Source organism: Streptomyces sp. AC550_RSS872, assembly GCF_019049285.1.
GTDB lineage: Bacteria > Actinomycetota > Actinomycetes > Streptomycetales > Streptomycetaceae > Streptomyces.
Window position 1 is genome coordinate 132,160 of sequence record NZ_JAGMUL010000196.1, and the last position, 25,189, is coordinate 157,348.

Genomic DNA, 25,189 nt, shown 5'->3' on the forward strand with positions numbered 1-25,189 from the left:
GGGCTGTCTGTTCATAGGCCGAGCTGCACTGGTCTGGCTGGAACACCAGAAGTGATCAATGCCGTCAAAGGAGTTGCAAGGTCCCGCGGGGAGAACAGGTCGGGACCGCCATAAGAATCGACCTCGTTCGGGTGCCACCACTTCAGACCGCTGATGTTCTCCGCGGCAAGCTGGTCGTCGTTCAGAGTCCCGCGCGGACTGAAATTGGCAGTGCGTACGAGGAAGTAGTCGTTGATGACACCGTCGTAGCCTTCGGCATGATCGGGCGCCACGACTTCCTGGTGCCAGACGTGCGGCGGATCGGCATTGACGACAAGACCAACCTCTTCACGCAGTTCACGGCGGAGGGCGGCAAGTGGCGTCTCGCCGTGCTCGATTCCTCCGCCTGGAGCTGCCCACACCACGGTTCCCGCTGGCTTTGGAATGGCGAACCGGCAGAGCAGGATGCAGTCGTCCTCGTCGAGGATGATCGCGCGGACGGAATGACGCAGGTTCACAGACGGCATCCGGACACGCTAGCGGCCCACGATACCCCTGCCCCAGGCGCTGGAGAGGAACTCGGCGCGCTGCGCGATCGCCGGGCCGAGATGTGCGCTCTGGCTGAAGATCAGGAGCCTTCCCCCGCGGATGCGGACCGTGCTGGTGATGTCCTCCATCGAGGGTGTCCCGACCAGCGGGATCGCCCAAGCCCTGGGAATGACATCCAAAGCCGTCGAGCAGACCCGACGCCGGGCCGTGAAAAGGCTGCGCGCGATGTACGACGCCCAGCGTTGTCTCTGATCTCGGGTGAAGAAGTCATGGTCACAAGCCCCAAGATCATCGGCACCGGCAGGATCACCGCGTGCCTGCCCTACGGGACCAAGGTCCAACTGGAGCAACTGCGCCCGTTTTTCACGGCCGAAGCCGCACGAGCCAATGCCCTTGCCCCCATCAAGGGCACGAACCGGCAGGTGGCCTCCTCCCGCCGGTCGCGCTGGAAGCAGGAGAAGCAGCGACTGCGCCGCGCCGACGAGCTCACCGACACCCTCATCGCCTTGGTCACCGGCGGCCTCGTCAGGGAAATCGCGGAGCGCGCATGGCCCGAGAAGCTGACCGTCGACCTGCCGGCCGACTCGTCCTACCGTCCGCGCCGCATGCTGGAACACGTCCAAGAACAGCATCAATCAGCTGTACAAGTGGCAAGAGCGCTACCCCGCAGCCCGGCCCCACTGCCCCACTGCCCCACACGCCCAGGGTGCAGCGCCGAGGCCCTCGCAGAGTACGCCAAGCTCGCCTCCGACATCATCACCCCCGGCGTGATCTGGCGGGCAGCAGTCGCCCGCGGCATCCTTACCGCCGAGGCCCGGCAGAACCCTGTCCTGATCAGCTCCCAGCCGACAGCACCAGGGCAACGCACCTCAACTGCACACCCCGCCGTGAGCGTGCAGATCCCCACCAGTGGTGCCTGGGGACGACCGTGACCGGCAAGTCTCGCCCGGGCAGCGGAGGCGGCCCGCCAGCACCAGCCGCATAACCGTCGTGGCCGTTTCCCCAAGCGCGACGGCTGGACTATCGCCCGTCGTCCTCAGCTGATCTTCACCACATCGAGCGCCGTCAGCCGGTTTGGCACATGCGATGCATGGTGATCAGCAGGAGTTGGCAGTTGGTGACGGCGTCGTAGGTGCCGCCGAGAGGCTGGTAGCGGTAGGAGCGATAGCGGGCAGACCACAATCCCTTCCAGGCCGCGTAGGGGGCCATGGCGTCCACCCACCTGCGAGGTCGCAACGTCGCCCAAGCGGAGCGGGCGGGTTGCGGCAGGCGGTGGATTTCGCGTTCCAAGACCGCTCGGGCGAAGGCCGCGTTGTAGGCCAGGCAGGAGCGGTCCGCCAAGAGGTGAGCGAGGTCGGGCAGGAGCATGGTGAAGGTGGGTGCGGCGGATTGTTGGTTCGGTGCGAGGCCGTGGAGGGCTGTGGCCTGGGGCGTGATGTCGGCGAGCGGGTTGACGAGTTCGTCGAAGAGGGCGTTGCCGTCGCGGTCGGTGACGCCGACCTGTACGGCCCAGGCCGTGTCGAGCCCGGTGGTCTGGACGTCGAGGACGCGCAGGTGCGGGTCACTCAGGATGCCGCGAGCCCACCGGCGGACATGTTCTCGGTCGGCTGCCCAGCCGTGAGGGCGGCGCAGGGCGCGGAGGGCATCGTCGAGGCGCTGAGGTGTCGCTCGTTCAGAGACTGGACGTGCCAGCGTCCGTCGAGGTCGAACCGATTGTGGACGGTGCCCAGGTATCGATCTTCTTCGTAGGCGGCCCAGGTCGGCCGGTCGGTGTCACCGGGGCGTACGAGTTGTACGGGTGTGTCGTCGACCAGGTACTCGAGCCAGTGATCCCATTCCGTCACGTCGTCCAGGTCCACGGTGACCGTGCTGCCTTCCTCCTGGTGACGCGTCGACGCGGGAGACGCTCCCCAGCGGCTCGGGCGATCCGCTGGGCCATCGTGTTCCGTCGTGACTCAGGTCTGTGGCTCGTCGTCACGGTCGGCGTTGTCGACGGTTCGGCGGTATTCGGGGTGGTCTCGCCTGGGACCTGGACGAGATCGCGGCCGCCCGCCGCGACCACGGCCCCCAGGCCGCACTCGACCTCCTCGGCCGAGCCATCCCCTCCCCCACTCCGGCCCAGCCGCACGCACCGCAGCGCACTCTCGCTGACGGCACGGCCGGCGCCCGCCTCCACCCGTACGCCGACCTCCAGCCTGCCGGCACCCGTTCGGCAGACCTGCGTCGGCTCGGCCACCGCAGCCAGGGAAGCGCAGGGTAGATCACCCTCGCCACATCCTCCACCTCCGCTTCGACGCTCCGGCCGACCGTGACGCCGAAATCCCCGCGCGGCTACGCCGCCTGCTGAAGGACATCACGCCGCGCGTACAGATGATCGAACCGGATTCGGCTGCCCTTGACCTCACCGGGGCGATTCCCTACTGGAAGCGGGACGCTCGCGGGATTACCGAGTTGGTCCAGTTGCGGGTACTCGCACACTTCGGCCTGCGCAGCTCGGCGGGTTGCGCGCCCAACCGGATGCTCGCCGCGATGCCCTGCGCCCTGCCCCCGCCCGGGCAGCGCACCGTCGTCGACGACTCCCCCGAGGCGATCGCCAGCTTCCTGCGCCCTCGCCCGGTCCGGGAGTTGCCCGGCGTCGGCGCGAAGATGGCCACGACGCTCGGCGAGTACGGTCTGCACACCATCGGCGACGTCGTCGATGTCCCCCAACTCACGCTACAACGCCTGCTCGGTGCCCGGGCCGGGCGCGCCCTACACGGGCATGCCCAGGGCCGTGACACCCAGGTCGCCGACTCCACGCAGACCCCGGCGAGTATCAGCACCGACCACAACTTCGCCCGCAACGAACTCGACCCGGCCCAGCACCGGCGCGCCCTGCTCGCCCTCGCTGACGAACTCGGCGCCCGCCTGCGCAGCGCCGGCCAGATCGCAAGCGGCTTGACGTGCACCATCCGCTGGTCGCACGCCCAACGACCCCGGCAACGGCCAGCCCGTCCTGACCGACTGCCAGCCCCTGGCCTGCCGTAACACCGCCCTCACACCTGCCAACCGCCAGGCACTGAACGGCCACCTGACCAAGCTGGACGAGGCCCTGACCAACCGCGACCGCCTCGCCCCCTATGTCCGCCATCGCCTTCAGGAACAGCACCGTGAAACGGCCGCGTTCCTCGCTCGCCACGCCCCGGAGCCCGCCGAGTGAAACGTGCCCTGCCCGACGCCGACACCGTCAAGGCCGCCATCGACACCGTCCTCGAAGAGGCAGCCACCAAAGGACACCGCCCCACCGTCACCGCCATCGAGCGGCGCCTCGGCATCCCCCACGCCACCTTCCACCGCCACTACGCCGACCTGATCGACACCCACTTCCGGCCCCACATCCCTGAGACCGCCCCAACTATGGCCCAAGCAGAGCCCTCCGAGGCCGACGAGCGGCGGGAGGCGAATCTGGCCCGGCTGCGAAAGGAGAACACCGAGCTGCGCCGCGCCCTCACCCTCTACGAGGAAGCCATCCGTCAACTCGCCCTGGAAAACGAGGCCCTGCGCGCCGGCGCCACCGTCATCCCACTCCAAGCCCGGAACCGGCGCACCTCGCAGCCCCCTCCTGAACCGGCATGCGAGGGCAAGGCTCAGCGTGCGCGCCAGGGCGTGGTCCGGTCCCGCCGGGCGATCGTCGCCGCCCGGGGCCGCACCGCCATCCCCTCGGACGGCGGTGCACCGGCAAGAGCGACGGCAACAGCTGACCGATCGGGGACCCGACGCGATGACGAATGTGTCCATCGCGGCCTGCCTGGGCGAGGACTTCCTCGCCCAGGCGCTGCACCGCGGACACCGCCACGTACCCCGCAGCGTCTTGCGTGGGTCAGGGCATTGGGCGCAGTGCGTCCAGGGTGACGCCGACGAGGCGGGTCACGGCGGCTTTGGAGGTCAGGCCGGCGGCGGCGGTCAGTGCGTGGAGGCAGTATGGCGCGAGCTCGGCGGGTGGCACGTCGGCCCGTAGGTCGCCTGCTTGTGCGCCCTCGGCGATGAGGTCTTCCACGATGCCCGTCAGGTGCCGTTCGGCGTGGGTGATGTGCTCGCCCTGGTGGAGAAGGGCGGCGAGTTCGCCGCCGTGGCGTTGCCGGGCGATGGCCGCGTACGAGCGCAGGACGGCTTCGAGGCGCTCGACGGCTGTCCCTGCGCGGTCGCGGACTTGCGCCAGGTGCTGGAGGTGTCCGGTGATCTGGCGTTCGTGCCAGGCGAGGAGGACCGCGTCGAGGTCGGAGAAGTACTTGTAGAGCGTCGCGCGCCCGATGCCGGTCCGTTCGGCGACCTGTGACATGGTCACCGATCGCAGGCCGCCCGCCTCTACCAGCTGGGCGGTGGCGTCCAGGATGGCCTCGCGCACGGCGTGACGGTGGGCGTCGATCGTCTCGTTCCACAGCTTGGGCACCCCCCAAGGATACGGATGTCCAGGAGTGGATACACTCCGCCGCGAGAGAGACACCGTGTCTCGCAAACTGGTTACGGGCTGGGGCGGGTGACGCTCCGGATTGAATTGTGTGGAGGACGCCATGGCCGGCTCACCGCCTCGTTCGGATGCCGATGACGACAACGGGGCACCGCGGTGGGTGAAGGTGTCCGCGGCGGTCGCGGTCGTCCTGGTCGTGGTGTTCGTGATCGTGCACGTGGCCGGCGGCGGGATGCACGGGCACACGCCGTGAGACCGTTCCCGCCGCGGCTGCGCAAGCTGACACTCACCCTCCATGTCGCCTCCTCGGTCGGCTGGCTGGGGGCGGTCGCCGCCTTCCTGGCGCTGGCCGTCGCCGGGCTGTCCAGCAGCTCGCCCCAGACGGTGCAGAGCTCCTATGTGGCGATGGAACTGGTGGGGTGGTCCGTGATCGTTCCCCTCAGCATCGCCTCGCTGCTGACTGGCGTTCTCCAGTCGCTGGGAACCGTCTGGGGGCTGCTGCGCTACTACTGGGTCATCGCGAAACTGCTGATCACGGTGCTGGCCACGCTGCTTCTGCTGGTGCACATGCAGCCGGTCGGACACCTCGCCGACGCGGCGGCTCGGGCCACACTGGCGGGCGGCGAGCTGGAAGGCATGCGCATCCAGCTGGTCGCCGACGCGGCCGCCGCCCTGCTGGTACTGCTCGCCGCGGCCGCCCTGTCGGTCTTCAAGCCGCGAGGCGTGACCCGCTACGGTCGCCGCCGCCAGCGCGAGCAGAACCTCCTGCCGCACTGAACCTCTCTCCCGAGCCGGTCGGTCGCTGGACATTGCCAGATGAACCGGTGCAGCGCAAAGGCGCCCGGGTACACCCGGGCGCGCGCTTGAGCGTGAGAGGTCAGTGGTAGGCGTGGACGACGGCGTGGCCCTTGCCGCGGCTGATCATCCACTTGTTGACCGGGGTCGTGATCACGAAGGCGACGGCGAAGCCTCCGAGCAGCGCGGTCCAGAACAGGGTGTCGGACAGGTGGGCGTCCATCGCGCCACTGAGGGCGATGACGCCGTTGTCGACGAGTTCCATGATCGCGATGGAGACGGTGTCCGCGGCCAGCGCCACCTTGACGGCGCTCTTGAAGTCCAGGCCCGCCCTGCGGAGGGCGAACAGGGTGAAGGAGTAGCCGAAGACGAACGCCAGGGTGATCGCCAGGACCATGGTGGGCACGTTGCCCCACAGCAGGGCCGTGCCGATGACCATGCCGAGGATCTCGCCGATCGCGCATCCGGTCAGGCAGTGCAGCGTCGCCTTCGCCGCCGTTCCCCAGGACGCGCCGCCATGCCCATCGTGCGCCTGGTGTGCGGCGTGGTCGTGAGCGGTGCTGGTGTGGTGTGCGGTGTGATCCATGACCGTCATCCCCATTCACGTCCAGTGTGGCCCGTCCCCTTGTCCCACCCCCTCAACGATATACCCCTAGGGGGTATTCCTGTGAAGTGGTGGGACGTGACGAGCAGTGGGGGTGTGCGGGCCCGCGTCGGCGGTCGACACCCCCACTGCTGGAGTGGGTCAGCTCTTGCCGAGGAGGTCGTTCATCTGGGTGATCTCAGCGGTCTGCGAGGTGATGATGGCGTCGGCCATCTTCTTGGCGTCGGGGAAGGAGCCGTCGGTCTTTTCGGACTTGGCCATCGCCACCGCGCCTTCGTGATGCTTGATCATCATTTCCATGAAGGCGGTGTCGAACGCCTTGCCGGATGCCTTCTCCAGCTGGTCCATCTCCTTGGCCGTCATCATTCCGCCCGTGCCGTGAGCGGAGTGGCCCATGGCGCCCTCGGCGGGCACTTCCTCGTCCCATGAGGTCAGCCACCCGGAGAGGGTTTTGATCTCCGGGTCCTGGGCCTTCTTGATCTGTTCGGCGAGCTTCTTCACCTCGGCCGACTCGGCGCGGGACGGGGCGAGGTCGGCCATCTGAACGGCCTGGCGGTGGTGGGGGATCATCCCCTGGGCGAAGACGGTGTCGGCGGCGTTGTGCCGGCCCTGCGAGGCGGAGACCGAAGCGGATGCCGAGGTCGCGGTGTGGCTGTTGTGCCCGGCCGCGCTGTCGCCGCTGCCGCCGCATGCGGCCAGGACGAGAGCGGCCGCGCCGGCGGTGGCCACGGCGGTGCCGCGGCGGATCAGGGAACGCTTGCGGATCATGGTGGTGCAACTCCTTGACGCGCGCCCGTCTCGGGCGCGCGGAATCAGGGGATGAGACAGGGCGAAAACACGGCGCCCGCCCCGGACAGGGCGTGCGGGGGCGCCGTGCGGGCCGTTCTAGATCCGCAGGAGTTGCAGTTCGGAAAGGTCAGGCGGCGCCCGGCTCTGCACGGCCGACGTCGGCGCGCTGATCGGGACACCGGCAGCGGCCGGGGCGTCGGGCAGGGCGCTGGCCAGCGCGGGCGGCGTGTATGCGGAGCCGATACCGGTCGCCGCGCACGTACCGTCGGCGTGTGCGAGGTGCCCGGAGTTGCCGTCGGTGTGCGAGCATGCCGCGCCGGCCTGCTCCGTGGCAGGAGCATGGGCCATGGTCATGGTGTGTTCGGGTGCCGGCGCTCCGCCGGGAGCCAGTGCGTGCATGCCCAGGATCCCGGCCAGCACCGTGAGCACCAGCAGCGCGAACAGCGCCCCAGCGGGGCGGCGGCTCGATCGGCTGCTGGTCATGCTCGCCATCGTACGGATACACATGCAACGGCGTGACGTTGACGGGGCCCTTGCGCGCCTGGCTGCTGGCGGGCACGGATTCATCGCGTGAGGCATCCCGTGCTTGAGCAGGCCCACGCGCCCGCGCCGCCCTGCCTCGGCCGCCTGCGGCCCCTCCCGTGGCGAGGCTCTTCATCGTGGGCTGTCGGTGTTACGCCCCGCCGCCGGCCTCGGGTACCGGTGTGCCCGGGGGGGTGAAGGCGGCGAGCACCGTGGCGGTGATGTGGCCGGCGGCACGCTCGGAGGTGAGGCGGCCGGCGCGGATCTCCTCCGCCGCGCTGTGCATGACCGTGTGCAGGACATTGACCATCCACGCGATCGGCAGGTCCGTACGAAAGGCTCCCTCAGCGCGGCCTCGGGCGACCAGCGTCTCGACCCGGGCGGCGGGCCCGGCATGCAGCTCACGAATGCGCCCTGCGGGAAGTTCGCGTTGAGCGGCGGCGAGCAGGGCGCGTGCCTGGTCCACCAGGTGCCAGCCGGCCTCGATGTACCGGGCCAGGGCGAGCAGCGGATCACCGGTCAGGTCGACCGCCTCCAGTACTTCGTTGCCCCGGTCGATGGCGCGGCTCATCGCCGCGTCGACGACCTCCGCCCGGGAGGAGAAGTGCGCGTACAGCGTCACCCGGCCCACGCCCGCGGCCCGCGCGATCTCGCTCAGGCTCGCCTCCGGGTTACGTCCGAGGCATTCGACCGCTGCCTGCACGATCGCGTCAATGCTGCGCAGTGCGTCAGCGCGCTTGGTCGCCGTGGAGTTCTTGCTGCCCATGCGCCCACAGTACCCCAGCAAATCGTACAACCCTGTTTGGCTTATACCCCCCGGCCGTATAACGTGAACACCGTTGTACGACTTAGCGAGCGAGGGGTGAGCGTCATGAGCGACACGGAAACCACCACCACCCGCGCACCGGATGCACCACATCCGCTGCGCTGGACAGCCTTGGGGCTGCTGGGGCTGGCCCAGCTGATGCTGATCCTCGACATCACCGTCGTCGCGATCGCCCTGCCTGACATGGGCGTGGAACTGAACCTGGGCCGCGCGGCCTTGACCTGGGTGATTAGCGGATACGCCCTCACGTTCGGAAGCCTGATGCTGCTCGGCGGCCGGGCCGCAGACCTTTTCGGCCCGAAGCGAGTCGTCCTGGCCGGGCTCGCCGTGTTCACCGCCGCGTCCCTGGCCGCCGGACTCGCCACCGGCGCCCCGCTGCTGCTCACCGCACGCATCGCCCAGGGGGTGGGCGCCGCACTGCTCTCACCCGCCGCTCTGTCCGTGGTGGTGCGGCTGTTCGAGGGCGACGAGCGCAACCGCGCGCTGGGCATCTGGTCGGCGCTCGGCGGCGGGGGCGCCGCACTCGGCGTACTGCTGGGCGGACTGATCACGGCAGGTCCGGGCTGGGCATGGGTGTTCTTCGTCAACGTCCCCGTCGGCCTGGTCGTCCTCGTCTCGCTCGCCCGGATCCTGCCGGGCCTGCCCCGCGCGGCCGGCGGTTCCCTCGACGTACCCGGCGCCGCCCTGGTCGCCGCCGCGACGGGCGCCCTCATCTACGCTCTGATCCGTGCAGGCGACCACGGCTGGTTGAACATCGTCACCGTGGCTCTGGTCGCCGCGTCGGCAGTCGGCTACGCGGCTTTCGCCCTCTGGCAGCGCCGGGCGGCGGCACCGCTGATGGATCTGCGTCTGCTGGGCAGGCGCCCGGTGGTGGCGGGCATCTTCGTGATCGCTGTGACGACGGCGCTGATGGTGGGGGCCTTCTTCCTCGGTTCCTTCTACCTTCAGAACCTCCAGGGCCATGGCGCCCTGATGACTGGTGTGCTGTTCCTGCCGGTGGCGCTGCTGACCATGGCCGCCGCCGCAGCCGCCGGCCGGGTGATCGGCCAGCTGGGAGCACAGCTGCTGGCTGTGGTCTCCCTGGCGATCGCGGCCGCCGGGTTCCTGGTTCCGGTCCTGTGGTCCGGAACGACCGCGATGGTAACCGGTGTGAGCGTCGCCGCGGCGGGACTGGGCGCCTTGTTCGTCGTCGCCTCCGCCACCGCACTCGCCAGCGTCGCTCCCCACGAGGCCGGGGTGACGTCGGGCATCGTCAGCACCTTCCACGAGTTCGGCGCCTCGGCCGGCGCCGCGGCCGTCTCCAGCGCCGCCGCCACGAGCATCGCCGCCCACACCAGTGCACAGAGTGCCTCCGGCTTCGACGACGCATTCCTCGTCGCCACCGGCATAGCCGCGGTCTCCGCCGTCATCGTCCTGTGGCTGATCCCCGCCAAGCAGCAGTAAGCCCACGCCCAAGGCCGGCACAGCCGCAGCCGAAGACCCGCCCCATGCACCCCTGCCGGCCACGGCACCGCAGCGATCCCACCCACAACGGAACGGGCGTACCGCACGCCCTCAAAGTGCTCACGGAGGCACTCGATGAAGCAAGGCAAGCGCCGACTGCTGACAGCCGGAATCGCCGCGGCAAGCGTCGGCGCGGCACTGGGCATAGCCCTCCTGATCAGCAGCACGCAGCAAGAGGGTGGCAACGGGAAGACCGGTCGGCAGGAAGCGGTCGCCGAGCGCGGCCGGACCGTGATGCCCTTCGACCTCGAAGAGACCACCCATCACTTCACCCCGACCAAGGCGGGCGGCGTCCAGGACGTGGTCGCCGACCAGCCCGACGACGCCACGCAGGTCAACCTCATACGCACCCACCTCCAGCAGGAGGCCAAGGCGTTCAGCCAGGGAGACTTCGGCGACCCCACCCAGATACACGGCGACAGCATGCCGGGCCTGGCGGAACTGGAAGCCGGCTACAAACGCATCGAGGTGCGCTACCGGGAACGTGCCGACGGCGCCACCCTCACCTACGCCACCGAAGAACCCGCCCTGGTCGACGCCCTGCACGCCTGGTTCGAAGCACAGCTCAGCGACCACGGCGACCACGCCGAATCCGGCCACTGACCAACGGTACGAGCACCGCGGAAGACCATCAGGCGCACATCTCTCGATCGGAGTGGATGACTTGAACGACCCGTACGAACTGAGCGTGGGCGTACCCTCCGCCGAGGTCTTCCGCCGCCTGCGCACCGATGCCGGCCTCTCGGACAAAAGCCCGGAAGCGGTCGCGCTCGCCCTGCCCAACACCTGGCACGCGGTGGTCGTCCACCACGGGGGCGAGCCCGTCGGCATGGGGCGGGTCATCGGGGACGGCGGTACGGCGTTCCAGATCGTCGACATCTGCGTCCACCCCGCACACCAAGGACGCGGCCTCGGCAAGCGCATCATGGCCGCCCTCACCGAGGAACTGGAGCGCCGGGCACCCGCCACCGCCTACGTCTCCCTGATCGCCGACGGCCCCGCCCGCTCCCTCTACGAGAAGTACGGCTTCGCCGACACCGCCGAGCACGACTCGATCGGCATGTACCGCGTGCTGGGCGCAAGATCTGGGCTCGGCGGATCACGAGGGGGCCGATAGGCGGGACGCGATGTGGGCGAACACCGCGCCCACCGAGGCGTCCGGCAGAACCAGTGCGCCCATAGTCCACACTTTCCTGAATTCAGGATTCTCTGTACTGTCAGGGGTGTGTTGACGACTGTCGCCTCTGACATCGACGTGCTGGCCCGCTTCGGCCGCGCGCTCGCCGATCCCATCCGCTGCCGGATCCTGCTCGCCCTGCGCCAGGCCCCCGCCTACCCGGCCGACCTCGCCGACCAACTCGGCATCTCCCGCACCCGACTGTCCAACCATCTGGCCTGCCTGCGCGACTGCGGCCTGGTCATCACCGTGCCCGACGGACGCCGTACCCGCTACGAACTGGCCGACGAACGCCTTGGCCACGCCCTCGACGACCTGCGCGCCGCGGTGGTCGCGGTGGAGGCCGACAAGACCTGCCCCGACGCGGACACGAAGGGCTGCTGCTGATGACCGCGATATCCCTCGGTCCCTCCCCGGCCCGCCGCGAGGCCCTCGCCCGACGGATACGGCTGCTGATCATCGCGACCATCTCCTACAACGCCATCGAGGCCGCCGCGGCCCTGACCGCGGGCACGCTCGCCTCGTCCACCGCACTGATCGGCTTCGGCCTGGACTCCGTCATCGAAGTCTCCTCCGCCACCGCGGTCGCCTGGCAGTTCTCCGCACGCGACCACGCGGTCCGCGAAGCACGGGAGCGCAGGACACTACGGATCATCTCGGTCTCGTTCTTCGCGCTCGCCGCGTACGTGAGCACCGACGCCGTCCGCGCCCTGGCCGGCACCGGCGAAGCAGACCGCTCCCTCCCGGGCATCGTGCTCGCCGCCCTCTCCCTCGCGGTGATGCCATTCCTGTCCGCCGCCCAGCGCCGCGCCGGACGCGAACTCGGCTCGGCAAGCGCCGTAGCCGACTCCAAACAGACCCTCCTGTGCACCTACCTCTCCGCGGCCCTCCTTGTCGGCCTGGTCCTCAACGCCACGCTCGGCTGGTCCTGGGCCGACCCCATCGCCGCCCTGGCCATCGCCGCGATCGCGGTCAAGGAAGGTCGCGACGCCTGGCAGGGCAAGGGCTGTTGTGCCCCCGTGGCCGCCCCGGCAGCCTCTGCCGAGGCTGCGTGCGGCTGTCGACCCGGCTGCGCCTGCTGCTCGTGAACATCTCGTTGCAGGATGCCTCCACCGCCGCCTGACCCGCTGATACTGGCTGGACGGTCGACGGGCAGGGGCAAGGGTGGACTGGATATTGGCGGCAGGACTGGCCGCCGGCCTGCTGATCGCGACCGTAACCGCCCCCGTTGGTGTGTCCGGCGCGGTGTTCCTCCTGCCGGTTCAGCTGAGCGCCTTCGGCGTGCCTAACCCAGCCATCACGCCGACCAACCTGCTGTTCAACGTCGTGGCCGGCGAGTACGACGCCGGGCAGCGTGCCCAGCACCAGGCGCCGGGTGAGGTCACCGTGCTGGGCGCGGTGGTGGCGGTAGCGCCACAGGGCGCTGGGGCAGCGCCGTCATCCGTGTCTTCGCCCTCCCCGGACTCGACGTCTTCCGGCTCCTGATCGCCGTCCTGCTGCTGCCGCTCGGGCTGTGGCTGTGCCTGCGCACCCTCGCCCCGTCACACCACCGGCCGCCTACATCGGGCGAGTTGCCACCGCGCACGCTGACCGGTCTCGCCCTCGCGGTCGGTGTGATCGGCGGCATCTACGGCATCGGCGGCGGCTCCCTCCTCGGCCCGATCCTCGCCGGACGCGGCCTGCCCGTCGCACGCGTCGCCCCAGCCGCACTCGCCGCCACGTTCACCACCTCCGTCGTCGGCGCCGCCGCCTACGCACCGCTGTCGCTCGCCAGCTCCGCAGACGTCGCCCCCGACTGGTCGCTCGGACTCGCCTGCGGCACCGGCGGACTCATCGGCGGCTACCTCGGCGCCCGTCTCCAACCCCACCTGCCCGAACGAGCCCTACGCCTGCTGCTCAGCGTCCTCGCCTCAGCACTTGGGGCCCTGTACGCGGCCCAGACCCTACACAGAGCCACTCCGGTTACTGACCTTTTCGGGTTGCCTTCGGGTGGTGACGTTGGGTGATTGCTGCGGTATGCCGGTGTTATGCGGTACGCGGATGGTGGGGGCCTGACTGCTGAGCGGCGGGCTGCGCGTGAAGGGATCCGGCTGGAGGCCGGGCGGAGGTCCGCTCGAGGTGACAGGAATACGGTCATCGCCAAGGACCTGCGGGTGAGCGAGCGTTCGGTGGAGCAATGGCGCCGCAACTGGCGTGAAGGCGGCATGGAGGGTCTGAAGTCGAAGGGGCCCGCGAAACTGCCGAAGCTGTCGGACGAGCGGTTCGCCGTGCTGGAAATGGAGCTGGCCAAAGGCCCGGCCGCGCATGGCTGGGAAGACCAGCGGTGGACTCTGGAACGTGTCAGAACGCTGATCGGCCGCCAGTTCGAGGTCAGTTGCTCGATCGCGGGAGTGTGGCGGCTCCTGCACCGCCACGGCTGGTCCTGGCAGAGCCCGGCCCGCCGTGCGCTGGAACGTGACGAGCACGCGGTCGAGCTCTGGAAGAAGGGCGTGTGGCCGCAGGTGGAAGCACCGCGGCGGCGCTCGGGGCATGGATCGTCTTCGAGGACGAGGCCGGATTCGCGATGACGCCGCCACGTGCCCGCACCTGGGGCCGGGTCGGACAGAGTCCCGTGGTGAGAGTGAGGGGCCGGTCCCGGCGGCGGATCTCGGTCGCCGTGATGTGCTGCTACCGGCCCGGCGAGAGGTCCCGGATGATCTACCGGCCCCGTTTCCACTCCTTACTGAAGGGTGCACGCAAGAGCTTCGCCTGGCAGGACTACCGCGACCTCCTGGCCGCGCGCACGTGCAGCTCGGCGCCCCGATCATCGTCGTCTGGGACAATCTCAACACCCATCGCACCGCTGGCCTGCGTGACTACGCCGCAGACCACGACTGGCTCACGATCGTCCAGCTCCCCTCCTACAGCCCGGACTTGAACCCGGTGGAAGGAGTCTGGTCCCTGTTACGGCGAGGCCCGATGGCCAACACCGCATTCACCGACCCTGACCACCTCACCCGCACCCTCCGCCGCGGCCTCACTCACATCCAGCGCCACCCGGAACTCAATCGACGGCTGCCTCACCGAAACCGGCCTGACCCTCAACCCCGGCACCCGAAGCTAAACCGACAAGGTCAGTAACCCGCGAGGAAGCCCGCATCATCCTGGCCAAGGCGCCGACGCCGACCGAGGCGGCACGACTGTCGCTGAGCCAGCTGCGTTCCGCACTCAAGCGCGCCGGCCGTGTCCGGCATTGAGGAGGAGGCTGACCGCCTGCGCGGCGTCCTGCGCGCCGAGTACGCTCACCAGCCCGCGGCTGTGGAGGACGCCTTCGGCAAACAACTTCTTGCTTTGCTGAAGCAGTTCGAAGCAGCCTGCCAGGCCAGTGAAGATCTCGCCGAAGCGGTTGATGTGAGCTTTCGCAACCATCCCGATGCCGAGATACTCCTGAGCTTCCCGGGCCTCGGCGTCCAGCTCGCGGCACGTGTTCTCGCCGAGACAGGCGACGACCGCAACCGCTTCTCCGACGCCCGCGGGCTGAAGGCCTATGCCGGATCCGCACCGATCACCCGCGCCTCCGGCAAGAAACACTACGTCGGACGCCGCATGGCCAAGAACAACCGGCTCCACCACGCCGGCTATCTCTGGGCCTTCTCCTCCTTGCGCTCATCGCCCGGGGTGCAGGCTCACTACCGCCACCGGCGCGATGTCGGTGACTGGCACGCACAAGCTCAGCGGCACCTGTTCAATCGCCTGCCAATGGCGGCTGCTGACCGGGGTTCTTGAAAACGATCGGGAATACTTCTCGCCCCACTTGATCAAGTCCTCAAGCGCCTGGGGAAGTTCGGCGACCGGCGGATTCGGTGGCGCCGCGTCAGGCCTTGGCACCAGGCATGCCGCTGGTTACGACGATCGCGGCCACGTCGCCGGTCTTGGTGCGGCCCAGCCAGACGACGCCGCCCGACTCTGCGGTGAACGTGACCAGATCGGCTTGTTGCGACTCGTCGGTTACCCGCTCACACCAGCCGGGCAGCTGTTCGGAGTCGCGCGGCACCGGCCCGCCGTCCACATACGCGCGAAACGGCGCGGCCAAGGCCGTCCACGCGCCAGCGTCGGCGAAGCAGCCCACATTGGCGTCGGAGTAAAAGCGGATCTGCTCGCCCGGCTGAAGCCGGTCGATGTTGTCGTCGACACCCAGGCCCATCTCCCACCCGACCACGGGGTCGTCACTGATGGACAAGCGGGTCGCGGCGCACGCAACGCCGTCGAAGTGCTCCCCGAAGAATTCGTACGGCCCCGCCGTCCACGCGATCTCCACCCGGTAGGTGCCCGGGGGAATTCGCACCGCCAGCTCCCGTGGGGGCCTCGTCGGCAGTCCTCGCTCGTACTCCCAAGTTTCGTCGTCATGCCACGGTGCGTCCACGACAAGGCGGCCGCTGGGTATGCGAATGGTGGTCACCTCTTCAATCCCCGTGACCACGACGGGCGTTGTCGGATCGTCGTACACCGTCCCCAGGTGCTTCCCGGGCGTGAACGCCGTCTCGAGGTACCAAGTGGCCTCCGGCCCGGCCGCCAGCCGAGCGTCCCCGATCCACTCCATGTCTCATCCTTCCGTCGCCACCCGGCCGGGCGGTCAACCGAAAAGGTACGTGGGCCCAGTGACATCGGCAGTTCGCACATCGGACCACGGAAGGTGACCGTGATCAGGTCAGCTCGCCGTGGTGCCGCTAGTGCGTCGGATGCCGCCTGGCAGGTCGGGGAGGTAGGCAGCCAGACCGCAGGTCAGCGTGAGTCGGCCTGGGGAATCAAGCTGAGCGGCTCTGAGGCCACCGAGCAGAGAGTGGGGAGATCCAAATGTCCCCATCACTGCTTGACTCCTTCAGATCCCGAGATGTCTATCGGGACACACCGCGCCAGCCCGGCACCGGCACCGCACCATCCCCGGCCAAAGGCCGACACTGTGACACCAGGACACTTCGGTCAGAGAAATCAGGAGTCAGACCCCAGGACCCGGGACAGCACGCGCCCATCCTTCCGCCCGTCACAGCTTCCCCATCCAGAAATACTGAGCATGCTCAGTTCCCGATCTCGGGACATCCTCGATATGGCTCCGGCCGATCGCATTCTGGGTCGTGGAAGCCCAGCCCTCCTCGGACGCCACCTGCCACCACCGCTCGCGGCCGTCGGCGCCCTGGCCGCTCGCCTGCGTCACGAAGCCGTGCTCAGCCAGCTTGCGCAGGTGGTAGCTGACCAACGACGGCGTCTCGTCGACATGCTCGGCGAGCTGAGAGGCGGTTCGCGGTGCCCGGTGGCATACAGAAGCCGGTACAGCTGCATCCGCAGAGGGTTCATGAACGCCCTCAACCGTGACAGGCCGGTGATCTGCCTCAGGCTCGCGCTTCGGTCGCATGCCCACATAGATATGAAGTCGTGGTGGGCCAGAGCGCCGCTGGCGCCGGATGACGACTGTCGCCGCGCAACTCGAGCGAGAAAATCCGCGTGCTGAGGCCAGACATCGGTCACATGGTCGACGATCCGCGCGAGATGCTCATGGCCTTCACCCCTGAGCTTGCCTGCGACGCCCATATCAGCCGTCCTGGGCATCGGACTTGTCCCGCCGCCGGGCTTCACCCGTCAGATAGCCGGTGAGCGCATCGACGGTCGGGTACTCCCAAGGCACGTTCGGGTCGAGGGGGAAACCCAGTTGGTCCTCGATCTCCACCAGCATGGTCACCGTGGTCACGGAGTCCAGACCGTAGGAGGCCATGGGGACATCCGGCTGGATGTCTTCCGGGTTCATTCGGGCATGGACCGCCAGCCGCTCAGTCAGCCATGCCGTGAGAGTGTCCGGGGTGGGTGTGGTGCTGGAGGAGGGCAAAACAGCTCCTTAGAACGGGCCTTGGATGTCGTCGAAAAGTACGGTCAGGCGGTCGGGGCCGCGCAGGGTCAGGTTCGGCTTGTACGTGAGCCCGTCCTTGGCCAGGGACGGCGCGGCCACCCGGGTCACGAACAGCTCGAAGGCGATGCGCGCCTCCAGCCGGGCCAGGCCTGCGCCGAGGCAGAAGTGCGGCCCGGCTGAGAAGGAGAGATGCTGGGCTCCCTGCGGGCGCGTGATGTCGAACGTGTCGGGCGTGTCGAAGACATCGGGGTCGCGGTTGCCCGCGCCAGCATCAGCACCAGCACCAGCACCAGCACCAGCACCACGCTGTCGCCGTCCCGGACCGGAAGGGACCCGATGTGCCCGTCTCCGCGGGCCACTCGTGACGTCATCTGGACCGGCGCGTCGTAGCGCAGCACCTCCTCGACCGCGGCGGCGGCCAGTGCGGGGCTCTCGCGCAGCAGTTTGAGCTGGTCGGGGTGGTTCAACAGAGCGAGAATCCCGTTGCTGATGAGGTTGACGGTGGTCTCGTGACCGGCGTTGATGAGGAGAACGCAAGTGGCGAGGGTTTCGTTCTCGCTGAGCCGGTCCCCGCTCTCCTCGGCCTTGACCAGATGGGAGACGAGATCGTCTCGCGGCGAGCGCCGACGCTCGGCGATCAGCTCACGGAAGTAGGTGATGATCTCCGCCCGGGCACGGGCGGCGTCGGTGCTCGCACGGGGGGCGACCAGCCCGGGGAACGGAGGTTCCAGGGCCTCCGAAAGCCTTCCCGACCAGTATTCGAGCAGGTCACGATCCCCGAACGGCACGCCAAGCAGCTCGCAGATCACCCGCCACGGCAGCGGGTGGGCGAGCTCGGAGACGATCTCGAAGCGGTCCCACCGCGCCGCTTCCTGGAAGAGACCTTCGGTCAGTTCCCGGATCCGCGGTTCGAGCTTCGCGACGACCCTCGGGGTGAACGCCTTGACCACCAGGCGGCGCGGCCTCGTGTGGTCCGGCGGGTCCAAATGCAGGAAGTTGCGGGTACGCGGCCCCTTCACTCCGGGGGACAGCCGGGAGCGGTCCCGCTCACTGCTCATCCGCGGATCACGCAGCACCGCGGAGCAGTCGGCGTGCCGGCGGCCACCAGCAGCCCGTCGGAGACCACGTACGGGGAAGCCGCCCTGAACTGGGCGAGCATCGGATAGGGATCGAAGCGGCTCGCCGGGTCGACGAGCCGGGTGATGTCCGGGTTATCGGCTGTCATCTGGTCACCCCCGCGAAACTCTGCGGTGCCTTGCTATGCATGCGTTGCCCCTTCGCTATCCGGTTCATGTGCCGCTCGGCAGCCGGTTCCGCCCCTTGATCCCCAGCTCCAGCAGCCGGGCCAGGGCCTCGCCGGGCTGTTCCCCGGCCGCTTCGCCATCCTCCGAAGGCCCCGAGGCGTGAGCAGCCCGGCGGCGCAGAACCGCGGCTGCCGAGGAGATGTCGGCGGCCAGGGCGTCGAGGACCTCCGCCACTGGATGCGCGTTGGCCGTCAGGATGTCCGTCCACAGCGCGGGGTTGCCCCCGGCCGCACGGGTCATGTCCCGTACTCCCTGCCCGGCGAGCCGCAGGGTGGCGTTGTCGGCGTGCCGCAGCCGGGAGGCCAGGAGCGTCGCGATCAGCCGAGGCGTGTGCGAGACCAGCGCCATCGCGCGGTCGTGTGCCGCGTGGTCCGCCAGGACCGGCACCGCGCCGCACAGCGAGACCAGTTCCAGACTCGCGTTGAGTGCCGCACCGCTAGTGAGGCCCGTCGGCGTGAGCACCCACGGGCGGCCCTCGAAGAGCTCGGCACGGGCGGCGGGCGGCCCGTCGTGGTCGTCGGTGACCAGCGGATGGCCACCGACCAGGCTGGTGAGGTCGCAGCCACTGGCCTCGATCTGCCGCTGCGGACGTACTTTGACACCCGCGGTGTCGGTATAGCAGCGGGCCAGGCCCTGCTTCTGCTGTTCGGCGAGCACGGGGGCGACCTGCTCCGGCGGCACCGCGAGCACGGCTATGTCCACCGGCCGCGGGGGCGGCTGGGCGGTCCCGGCGCCCAGTTCCTGGGCGAGGCGTACCGCGTCCGCGTCGGTGTCCAGCAGATAGGTGGCCACTCCCCGCGCCCGCAGCGCGGTACCGATGGAGCGGCCGATGCGGCCGGTTCCGACGATGGCCGCTGTGCGCATGCGTCACACTCCTGACGTGGCTGGGTCGCTTCGGTCGGTCAGTCGGAAGCCGGTCAGCCGGACATCGCGACCAGCACCCGGCGGCTGCCGGTGAAGGGCCGTCGGCCGTGGGCCACAAGCATGTTGTCGATGAGCAGCAGGTCACCGCGGCGCCAGTCGACGTCCACGGCGCCCGCAAGGCCCACCTCCTGGATGTGCCGCACGTACTCCGCGCGAATGGGGCTGCCGTCGGGAAAGGTCACGTTCTGCGGGATCTCGTCCTCGGGCAGGAGCGTGGCGAGTTCGGCCGCGGTCTCGTCGCCCAGACCGGCGGGGTGCCACTGGTCGGCCTGGTTGAACCACACCTCGGTGCCGGTCACCGGGTGCTGTGCGATGGCCGGGCGGCGTGATGTGACCCGGATGCCGCCGTCCGCCTTCCAGGTCCACTCGGCTCCGCTGGCGTCCAGGAACTCCTCGACCGCCGCCCGGTCGTCCGTCTCGAAGGTGTCCTGCCAGCTCTTGCCGAACCCCATGCCGTCGTGCAGGTTCTGCACGTAGCACACGCCGTCGGCGAAGGCGTCGCGGATCTCGGAGTCCAGGTTCCGCAGCCACAGGGCGCCGTCCAGGACCGGTGTCGCCCCGCCGCCACCCGGCTGGACCTCGCAGAAGAACGCCAACCGGGACGGCCAGGTGTGGGCGTAACTCAGCTCGTTGTGCATGGAGATGGTGTATTCCGGCGGGTACTCGGTGGAGGTGTACACGTTGTCCCCGACGCCGCTCACCTTGGTCCTGGGCGAGTTGCCGTGGACGTACGCCAGGCGGTTGGGGAGCAGTCGGTCGAGCGCCGGGTCCAGCCGGTCGGCGGTGATCCGGAAGTTCCGGAAGACGATCGCCTTCGCGTGGCAGAGCAGTGGCGCCAGTCCGTCGCCGAGTTCTTCCAGCGTGGCCAGCAGCGCCGCCGTGCCGCCGCCGTTCTCCGCGGTGATCTCCAAGGGGGTCCAGTGCGCGCCGCTGTCGCCGTGCGTAGCCATGTTGCCCGTGCCTCTCTGTGGTGTGGGTGTGTCGTGCTCTTGGGTGCGTCAGCTCTGTGGCCATGCGTCGGGAAACAGCCGTCGCTCCGTCACCCGCCACAGGTAGCGAGCCCCCGCGGACCCCGCCGTTCCGGGTCTGCCGCCGAGGAACCGCTCGGCCAGCACGGCATGCCGCGCGCGCCAGATGACGACGGCTTCGTCGAGAGCGAGCAGCGCGCGTCGGACCCGCTCGGCCACCGCCGGTGACCGCCGCGGTGTGGCGGGCTCCTCAGCACCGCCCCGCGCGAACTCGGCGAAGGCGTCGGCCACTGAGGGCTCTTCGAGCCGCCGGCGCAGCCGGGCGCGGTCCTCCTCGGTGAAACCTTTGGTGGCGAGCAGCCTGGTGTCCTTCTGTCCGCACAGAAACTCCAGCTCGCGGTATTGCACCGACTGGAAACCGCTGGCGTCTCCCACCTCCACGCGGATCTCCTCGAACGCCTGGGGCTCCAGGGTGGCCAGTACGTCGAACTGGTCGATCAGCACCCTGATCACCGGCGGCAGCTGCTCCAACCGCCGTGCCGCCGTCTCCCCGTCTCCGGAGCCCAGCGCGGCTCGCGCCGCGTCCAGGTGCCGCAGCAGCACGGCGAACCACAGCTCACATACCTGATGTGTGGTCAGGAACAGCACTTGGTCCACGTTCTCGTCGTGGACGCAGGCCGCGTCCAGCAGCTCACGCAGCCGTAGAAGGTCTCCGTATGCGGGCTGGCCATCGCCCGAGGGCTCCATGTCTTCCATGTCTCTCGCTTTCCGCGTCATGCTGGTTGGGCAGACCGATCCGGCCAGTACTCGGTGTACGGCGGTCCCGGCCGCCTCAGTCCGCATCAGCTCGCGGCGGAGCCGACTCCGGCCGGAAGTGCTCGCAGAGCACACGGCCGATCTCGACGAGCATGTCGGGACGTGTCAGGTCCTGGTGCGCGCACGGCAGGACGTGGGTGTCGATGCGGCCCGTCACATACGGCTGCCACAGCGCGCTCCGGGCACCCGGGGTCTCCTGTGGCGACCGCGGGGTGGAGGCGAAGAAGACCATGTCCCCGTCGAAACGTCCGGAGACGGAGGAGCGGGTGAGCCGCACGTTGTTGACGAAGATGTCCTTGACCGCGAGCAGCGACTGGGGGTCGAGGTTCGCGATCGGAGCCCCCCGCTCCCGCAGCAGTTCCCGCAGCCGGTCCAGCCAGGGGCCCTCGGTGAGCGGTCCCGTGGGGGCTTCCAGGTCGATGCCCTTCAGCTGGTGGGCGATCACCGACTGTTCGTCCACCTCCTCACCCTGGTCCGCACCCGTGCTCGGGGAGGCGTCGAGCAGCGCGAGGAGTTCGACGTCCTCGTCCTCCTCGCGGAGCCGGACCGCCATGGCCTGCGCCACGCGTCCTCCGAACGACCAGCCCAGCAGCCGGTACGGGCCGTTCGGCTGGACCTTGCGCAGCTCGGCGAGGTAGTCCTCGGCCATCTCGGCCATGCTGCCGGGCAGCGGGACCCGCTCAGCGATCCCGCGCGCCTGGATGCCGTACACCGGGATCTGCGTGTCGACGTGCTTCATCAGACCTGCGTACGCCCAGCTGAGCCCACCACCGGCGTGCACGCAGAACAGCGGCGTCCCGGCGCCGTGCGGCCGCAGCGGCAGGAGCACGTCATACGGGCTGCCACCGCCACCTCCGGCGTCCAGCCGCCGTGCCAGCGCGGCCGGTGAGGGTGCCTCGAACAGGTCGCGGATGGACACCTCCGCGCCCAGCACGGCACGGATTCGGGTGATCAGCCGACTGGCCAGCAGCGAGTACCCGCCGAGGTCGAAGAAGCCGTCGTCGACCGGCACTTCGTCCAGCCCGAGCACCTCGGCGAAGAGCTCGCACAGCATCCGTTCCCGGGGCGTACGCGGCGGACGGCCGCCCGTTCGCGACTGCCGCACGGGCGCGGGCAGCGCCTTGTGGTCGACCTTCCCGTTGGCACTGACCGGCAGGCTGTCCAGCACGGTGAACGAGGACGGCAGCATGTAGTGCGGCAGTCGGTCGGCGACATGCTCACGCAGTGAGGCGGGATCCAGCGTGGCGCCAGCCAGCGCGGTGGCATAGGCCGCGAGGAACTTGCCGCCCGGCTCCTCCTCCCGCACGGTCACCACTCCCTGGGCCACCGCCGGATGGGTGCCGAGCACCGCCTCGACCTCGCCCGGCTCGATACGGAAACCGCGGATCTTCACCTGGTCGTCCGTACGGCCGACGAACTGCAGCTGCCCGTCGGCCCGCCAGCGGGCCAGGTCTCCCGTGCGGTACATGCGGTCGCCGGTGCCGCCGAAGGGTTCGGCGACGAAACGTCCGGCCGTGATGTCCGGACGGTCCAGGTAGCCACGCGTCACGCCGGCACCGGCCACATAGATCTCCCCGGTGACACCCTGCGGCACCGGCCGCAGCCGGTCGTCCAGCACGTGGATGCGCTTGCCCGGCATGGGCCTGCCGATCGGCACCGGCCCCGGGCCGCTGTCCTGACGGCACAGCGAGAGCGTGGCGCCCACCGTCGCCTCGGTCGGGCCGTAGCCGTTGAACATCCGCCGCCCGCCAGGCAACCAGCGGGCCAACAGATCCGGCGGGCACACCTCCCCGGTGACCGTCAGGGTCACGTGAGCCGGGATACTCCCCTCCGGAATGGTGGCCAGCGCCGCGGGCGGCATGGTCACATGCGTGATACCGCACTCCGTCACCAGCTCCGCCAACTCCTGTCCCAGCACCCGCTCTTCGGGCGCGAAGACCAGCGCGGCTCCGGACAGCAGGGCGGTGGTCAGATCCCACACGGCGGCGTCGAAGCTGGCGGACACGACCTGCAGCACCCGGTCGCCGGGCCCCGCCCGCAGCTCGGACTGCTCACACGCCACCAGGCTCGCGATGCCCTGGTGCGGCACGACCACGCCCTTGGGGCGGCCGGTGGAGCCGGAGGTGTAGACGACGTACGCGGCGTGACCGACCAGCAGTGGCGCGATCCGGTCGGTAACCGTGCAGTCCGTGTCCGGCAGCCCCTCCAGAGCCGTCCGGGTGGCGTCGTCGTCGACGCGCAGAAGTTCGGGTCCGTCCTCGCCGACCGACAGCCGCGCACCGGTTGCAAGAGTCGTCAGGATCAGCCGCGGCGCGGCGTCCCGCAGCATGAACGAGATGCGGTCCGAGGGATACTCCGGATCGATCGGCACATATGCCGCACCGGCCTTGAGGACGGCGAGCCAGGCCACGACCGACTGTTCGGAGTTGGGAATCGCCAGCGCCACCCGCTGCTCAGGGCCGATACCGCGACGTATGAGTAACCGCGCGAGCCGATTGGCTGCGGCATTGATCTCAGCGTAGGTATGTGCCTTCCCCCGCCCACCGTCAGCGATGACCGCCGTTGCCTGCGGGGTACGAGCGGCCTGCCGCTCGAACATCTCCGGCAGCGACAGCTCGGGCAGAACGCAGGGTTCCCCGTAGGCCCGAGCGACAGTACCTCGGTACTTCTCCTCGCCGAGCAGTTCCAGGCGGCTCAGGTGCAGCTCCGGGGAAGCGGCGGCAGACCGAAGGAGCTGCTGGAGAGACTCTGCGAGGGTGCGCACCGTATCCGCGTCGAACAGGTCAGCGCAGTAGTGGAGGGAGCCGCTCATTCCCGCCGCACGGCCATCGTCGTCGTACCACTCGGCGAACCGGAACGCGAGATCGAACTTGGCGACCGATGTCGTCACGTGTTCCCGGGCAACCCGCAGCCCGGGCAACGCACCGGTCAGCGCGTCATCTGCCCGGTCCTCGGCGTTCTGGAACGCCAGCAGAACCTGGAAGAGGGGATGCCGGGAGAGCGAACGGGGCGGATTGACGACCTCCACAAGGCGCTCGAACGGTATGTCCTGGTGCGCGTAGGCCGCCAGATCCGCCTTCCGCACCCGCCGGACGAGTTCCCGGAACGACGGGTCACCGTCGGTGTCAGTGCGCAGCACGAGCGTGTTGACGAAGAAGCCGACCAGGTCCTCGGTGGCGGCGTCCGTGCGGCCCGCAACGGGCGCGCCGATGGGGATGTCCGTACCCGCCCCGATCCGCGTCAACAACGCGGCAACCGCCGCCTGTACCACCATGAAGGGCGTGGCTCCGGCTTCCCGAGCCAGCGCAATCACCTGCTCGTGCAGCTCTGGCGGCACGTCGAACCGCACCTCGTCGCCCCGCCTGGTGTCCACCGCCGAACGGGGGCGATCGGTCGGCAGCTCCAGCTCGTCCGGAAGACCCGCGAGAGTCGACTTCCAGTAGTCCAACTGCGCCGAGACCACACTGTCCGGGTCCCCTTCCGAGCCCATGACCTCCCGCTGCCAGAGGGTGTAGTCGGCGTACTGCACGTCAGGCGCCGGAAGTCCGGTGTCCACGCCCTCGGCCCGCTGGCGGTACGCGGTGGACAGATCCCGGCTGAGCGGGATCGTCGACCAGCCGTCGGTGGCGATGTGGTGGATGACGGTGAGGAGTACGTATTCGTCCGGCGCGGTCTGGAACAGCCAAGCGCGGATGGGGATTTCGGTGGTCAGGTCGAACGCGTGCCGGGCCGCCTGCGCGAGGTGGTCCGGGAGCTCTTCGGCCGTGCACGGAACAGTGACCAACTCCAGGACCGCGTCCTGCGGGCTGAGCACAATCTGGTGGGGTCCGTTTTCGTCCTCGGTGTAGAGGGTGCGGAGGGTTTCGTGGCGGGTGGTGAGGTCGTGGAGTGCGTGGGTGAGGGCGTGGTGGTTGAGGGTGCCGGTGAGGCGGAGTGCGGTGGGGATGTTGTAGGTGGGGGTGGGTCCTTCGAGTTGGTGGAGGAACCACAGGCGTTGTTGGGCGTAGGAGAGGGGGATGCGCTCGGGCCGCTTACGGGGGGTGAGGGGCGCACGAGCGCTCTGGGCGCTGTCCAGGGCGGTGGTGAGGGCGGCGATGGTGGGGGTCTG

The 25,189-nt window shown here is 69.3% G+C and carries 28 protein-coding genes and 7 pseudogenes; 15 read left to right on the forward strand and 20 right to left on the reverse strand.

What is annotated here, in order from left to right; translation table 11 throughout:
* Nucleotides 1-11: 11 nt before the first annotated feature.
* Nucleotides 12-506 carry an NUDIX hydrolase gene (locus tag KUM44_RS41555; protein ID WP_217214942.1) on the reverse strand — a complete coding sequence of 165 codons (495 nt, stop codon included), beginning with the start codon at nt 504-506 and terminating at the stop codon, nt 12-14.
* A gap of 9 nt (nt 507-515) precedes the next feature.
* Complete coding sequence (locus KUM44_RS41560) at nt 516-656, reverse strand: hypothetical protein (RefSeq protein ID WP_217214943.1); 141 nt, start codon at nt 654-656, stop codon at nt 516-518.
* Between KUM44_RS41560 and KUM44_RS47855 the strand changes: the two genes are divergently transcribed.
* Together KUM44_RS47855 and KUM44_RS41570 are read left to right on the forward strand one after the other, a co-directional pair.
* The gene (locus tag KUM44_RS47855) at nt 646-780 is read left to right on the forward strand and encodes a sigma factor-like helix-turn-helix DNA-binding protein (protein ID WP_217214944.1); all 135 of its coding nucleotides are present in this window, start codon (nt 646-648) and stop codon (nt 778-780) included. The genes KUM44_RS41560 and KUM44_RS47855 overlap by 11 nt on opposite strands.
* 17 nt (nt 781-797) lie before the next feature.
* Nucleotides 798-1,460 carry a hypothetical protein gene (locus KUM44_RS41570; RefSeq protein ID WP_217214945.1) on the forward strand — a complete coding sequence of 221 codons (663 nt, stop codon included), beginning with the start codon at nt 798-800 and terminating at the stop codon, nt 1,458-1,460.
* Between the two features lie 133 nt (nt 1,461-1,593).
* On the opposite strand, the gene KUM44_RS46485 is transcribed toward KUM44_RS41570, so the two are convergent.
* On the reverse strand, nt 1,594-1,896 hold the full coding sequence (locus KUM44_RS46485; protein WP_254390863.1) for a hypothetical protein: 303 nt from the start codon (nt 1,894-1,896) through the stop codon (nt 1,594-1,596).
* Between the two features lie 197 nt (nt 1,897-2,093).
* Nucleotides 2,094-2,387, reverse strand: a complete 294-nt coding sequence (locus tag KUM44_RS46490) for a hypothetical protein (RefSeq protein ID WP_254390864.1) — start codon at nt 2,385-2,387, stop codon at nt 2,094-2,096.
* A gap of 152 nt (nt 2,388-2,539) precedes the next feature.
* On the opposite strand from KUM44_RS46490, the pseudogene KUM44_RS41580 reads away from it, so the two are divergent.
* Together KUM44_RS41580 and KUM44_RS47415 are read left to right on the forward strand one after the other, a co-directional pair.
* A pseudogene (locus KUM44_RS41580) lies at nt 2,540-2,788 on the forward strand (hypothetical protein); the annotation flags it as partial.
* A 59-nt stretch (nt 2,789-2,847) separates the two neighbouring features.
* Nucleotides 2,848-3,555: a hypothetical protein gene (locus KUM44_RS47415; protein ID WP_308402846.1), complete on the forward strand. Its 708-nt coding sequence runs from the start codon at nt 2,848-2,850 to the stop codon at nt 3,553-3,555.
* A gap of 108 nt (nt 3,556-3,663) precedes the next feature.
* On the opposite strand, the gene KUM44_RS41590 is transcribed toward KUM44_RS47415, so the two are convergent.
* Both KUM44_RS41590 and KUM44_RS41595 read right to left on the reverse strand, forming a co-directional pair.
* Nucleotides 3,664-4,098, reverse strand: a complete 435-nt coding sequence (locus KUM44_RS41590; protein ID WP_217214946.1) for a hypothetical protein — start codon at nt 4,096-4,098, stop codon at nt 3,664-3,666.
* A 289-nt stretch (nt 4,099-4,387) separates the two neighbouring features.
* Nucleotides 4,388-4,957: a TetR/AcrR family transcriptional regulator gene (locus KUM44_RS41595; RefSeq protein WP_217214947.1), complete on the reverse strand. Its 570-nt coding sequence runs from the start codon at nt 4,955-4,957 to the stop codon at nt 4,388-4,390.
* A 121-nt stretch (nt 4,958-5,078) separates the two neighbouring features.
* On the opposite strand from KUM44_RS41595, the gene KUM44_RS41600 reads away from it, so the two are divergent.
* Together KUM44_RS41600 and KUM44_RS41605 are read left to right on the forward strand one after the other, a co-directional pair.
* Entirely contained in the window at nt 5,079-5,228 is a 150-nt protein-coding gene (locus KUM44_RS41600; RefSeq protein ID WP_217214948.1) for a hypothetical protein, read from the forward strand.
* Entirely contained in the window at nt 5,225-5,752 is a 528-nt protein-coding gene (locus tag KUM44_RS41605; protein ID WP_217214949.1) for a hypothetical protein, read from the forward strand. Before KUM44_RS41600 ends, KUM44_RS41605 begins: the two co-directional genes overlap by 4 nt.
* A gap of 100 nt (nt 5,753-5,852) precedes the next feature.
* On the opposite strand, the gene KUM44_RS41610 is transcribed toward KUM44_RS41605, so the two are convergent.
* The 4 genes from KUM44_RS41610 to KUM44_RS41625 form a co-directional block, all read right to left on the reverse strand.
* Nucleotides 5,853-6,356: a DUF4396 domain-containing protein gene (locus tag KUM44_RS41610; RefSeq protein WP_217214950.1), complete on the reverse strand. Its 504-nt coding sequence runs from the start codon at nt 6,354-6,356 to the stop codon at nt 5,853-5,855.
* Nucleotides 6,357-6,515: 159 nt separating this feature from the next.
* Nucleotides 6,516-7,142: a DUF305 domain-containing protein gene (locus tag KUM44_RS41615; protein ID WP_217214951.1), complete on the reverse strand. Its 627-nt coding sequence runs from the start codon at nt 7,140-7,142 to the stop codon at nt 6,516-6,518.
* Between the two features lie 117 nt (nt 7,143-7,259).
* Nucleotides 7,260-7,646 carry a DUF6153 family protein gene (locus tag KUM44_RS41620; RefSeq protein WP_217214952.1) on the reverse strand — a complete coding sequence of 129 codons (387 nt, stop codon included), beginning with the start codon at nt 7,644-7,646 and terminating at the stop codon, nt 7,260-7,262.
* 190 nt (nt 7,647-7,836) lie between these two features.
* Nucleotides 7,837-8,451 (reverse strand): TetR/AcrR family transcriptional regulator, encoded by a 615-nt coding sequence (locus KUM44_RS41625; RefSeq protein ID WP_217214953.1) that lies wholly within the window; start codon nt 8,449-8,451, stop codon nt 7,837-7,839.
* A gap of 105 nt (nt 8,452-8,556) precedes the next feature.
* Between KUM44_RS41625 and KUM44_RS41630 the strand changes: the two genes are divergently transcribed.
* The 9 genes and pseudogenes from KUM44_RS41630 to KUM44_RS41670 all read left to right on the forward strand — a co-directional run.
* Nucleotides 8,557-9,954, forward strand: coding sequence for an MFS transporter (locus KUM44_RS41630; RefSeq protein WP_217214954.1), 1,398 nt, complete (start codon nt 8,557-8,559; stop codon nt 9,952-9,954).
* 135 nt (nt 9,955-10,089) lie between these two features.
* Nucleotides 10,090-10,617 carry an aspartate carbamoyltransferase gene (locus KUM44_RS41635; protein ID WP_217214955.1) on the forward strand — a complete coding sequence of 176 codons (528 nt, stop codon included), beginning with the start codon at nt 10,090-10,092 and terminating at the stop codon, nt 10,615-10,617.
* A 52-nt stretch (nt 10,618-10,669) separates the two neighbouring features.
* Nucleotides 10,670-11,131 carry a GNAT family N-acetyltransferase gene (locus KUM44_RS41640; protein WP_217214956.1) on the forward strand — a complete coding sequence of 154 codons (462 nt, stop codon included), beginning with the start codon at nt 10,670-10,672 and terminating at the stop codon, nt 11,129-11,131.
* 111 nt (nt 11,132-11,242) lie between these two features.
* Entirely contained in the window at nt 11,243-11,578 is a 336-nt protein-coding gene (locus KUM44_RS41645; RefSeq protein WP_217214980.1) for a helix-turn-helix transcriptional regulator, read from the forward strand.
* Nucleotides 11,578-12,279, forward strand: a complete 702-nt coding sequence (locus KUM44_RS41650) for a cation transporter (protein ID WP_217214957.1) — start codon at nt 11,578-11,580, stop codon at nt 12,277-12,279. Before KUM44_RS41645 ends, KUM44_RS41650 begins: the two co-directional genes overlap by 1 nt.
* Nucleotides 12,280-12,355: 76 nt before the next feature.
* A pseudogene (locus tag KUM44_RS46500) lies at nt 12,356-13,197 on the forward strand (TSUP family transporter).
* 21 nt (nt 13,198-13,218) lie between these two features.
* Nucleotides 13,219-13,758: a winged helix-turn-helix domain-containing protein gene (locus KUM44_RS41660; RefSeq protein ID WP_217214958.1), complete on the forward strand. Its 540-nt coding sequence runs from the start codon at nt 13,219-13,221 to the stop codon at nt 13,756-13,758.
* Nucleotides 13,755-14,294: pseudogene (locus KUM44_RS41665) on the forward strand (transposase). The gene KUM44_RS41660 and the pseudogene KUM44_RS41665 overlap by 4 nt, the downstream one beginning before the upstream one ends.
* Before the next feature lie 13 nt (nt 14,295-14,307).
* Nucleotides 14,308-14,923 (forward strand): annotated as a pseudogene (locus KUM44_RS41670) (IS110 family transposase); the annotation flags it as partial.
* Between the two features lie 121 nt (nt 14,924-15,044).
* Here the strand turns inward: KUM44_RS41670 and KUM44_RS41675 are convergent.
* The 10 genes and pseudogenes from KUM44_RS41675 to KUM44_RS41715 form a co-directional block, all read right to left on the reverse strand.
* On the reverse strand, nt 15,045-15,770 hold the full coding sequence (locus KUM44_RS41675; RefSeq protein ID WP_217214959.1) for a DUF4241 domain-containing protein: 726 nt from the start codon (nt 15,768-15,770) through the stop codon (nt 15,045-15,047).
* 540 nt (nt 15,771-16,310) lie between these two features.
* A pseudogene (locus tag KUM44_RS41680) lies at nt 16,311-16,580 on the reverse strand (ArsR/SmtB family transcription factor); the annotation flags it as partial.
* A 177-nt stretch (nt 16,581-16,757) separates the two neighbouring features.
* Nucleotides 16,758-17,048 (reverse strand): acyl carrier protein, encoded by a 291-nt coding sequence (locus KUM44_RS41685; RefSeq protein WP_302186118.1) that lies wholly within the window; start codon nt 17,046-17,048, stop codon nt 16,758-16,760.
* A 186-nt stretch (nt 17,049-17,234) separates the two neighbouring features.
* A pseudogene (locus KUM44_RS47860) lies at nt 17,235-17,285 on the reverse strand (hypothetical protein); the annotation flags it as partial.
* A 134-nt stretch (nt 17,286-17,419) separates the two neighbouring features.
* Nucleotides 17,420-18,127, reverse strand: a pseudogene (locus KUM44_RS46505) (cytochrome P450); the annotation flags it as partial.
* Nucleotides 18,124-18,294, reverse strand: coding sequence for a hypothetical protein (locus tag KUM44_RS41695; protein WP_217214962.1), 171 nt, complete (start codon nt 18,292-18,294; stop codon nt 18,124-18,126). The gene KUM44_RS41695 and the pseudogene KUM44_RS46505, both read right to left, overlap by 4 nt.
* A 64-nt stretch (nt 18,295-18,358) precedes the next feature.
* A complete protein-coding gene (locus tag KUM44_RS41700) occupies nt 18,359-19,237 on the reverse strand; it encodes a prephenate dehydrogenase (protein ID WP_217214963.1) in 879 nt (292 codons plus the stop codon).
* A 53-nt stretch (nt 19,238-19,290) separates the two neighbouring features.
* Nucleotides 19,291-20,247 (reverse strand): TauD/TfdA family dioxygenase, encoded by a 957-nt coding sequence (locus KUM44_RS41705; RefSeq protein WP_217214964.1) that lies wholly within the window; start codon nt 20,245-20,247, stop codon nt 19,291-19,293.
* 48 nt (nt 20,248-20,295) lie between these two features.
* Entirely contained in the window at nt 20,296-21,021 is a 726-nt protein-coding gene (locus KUM44_RS41710) for a tryptophan 2,3-dioxygenase family protein (RefSeq protein ID WP_217214965.1), read from the reverse strand.
* Nucleotides 21,022-21,097: 76 nt separating this feature from the next.
* Nucleotides 21,098-25,189 (reverse strand): amino acid adenylation domain-containing protein (locus tag KUM44_RS41715; protein WP_217214966.1); only part of this gene is annotated, 4,092 nt, incomplete at its 5' end.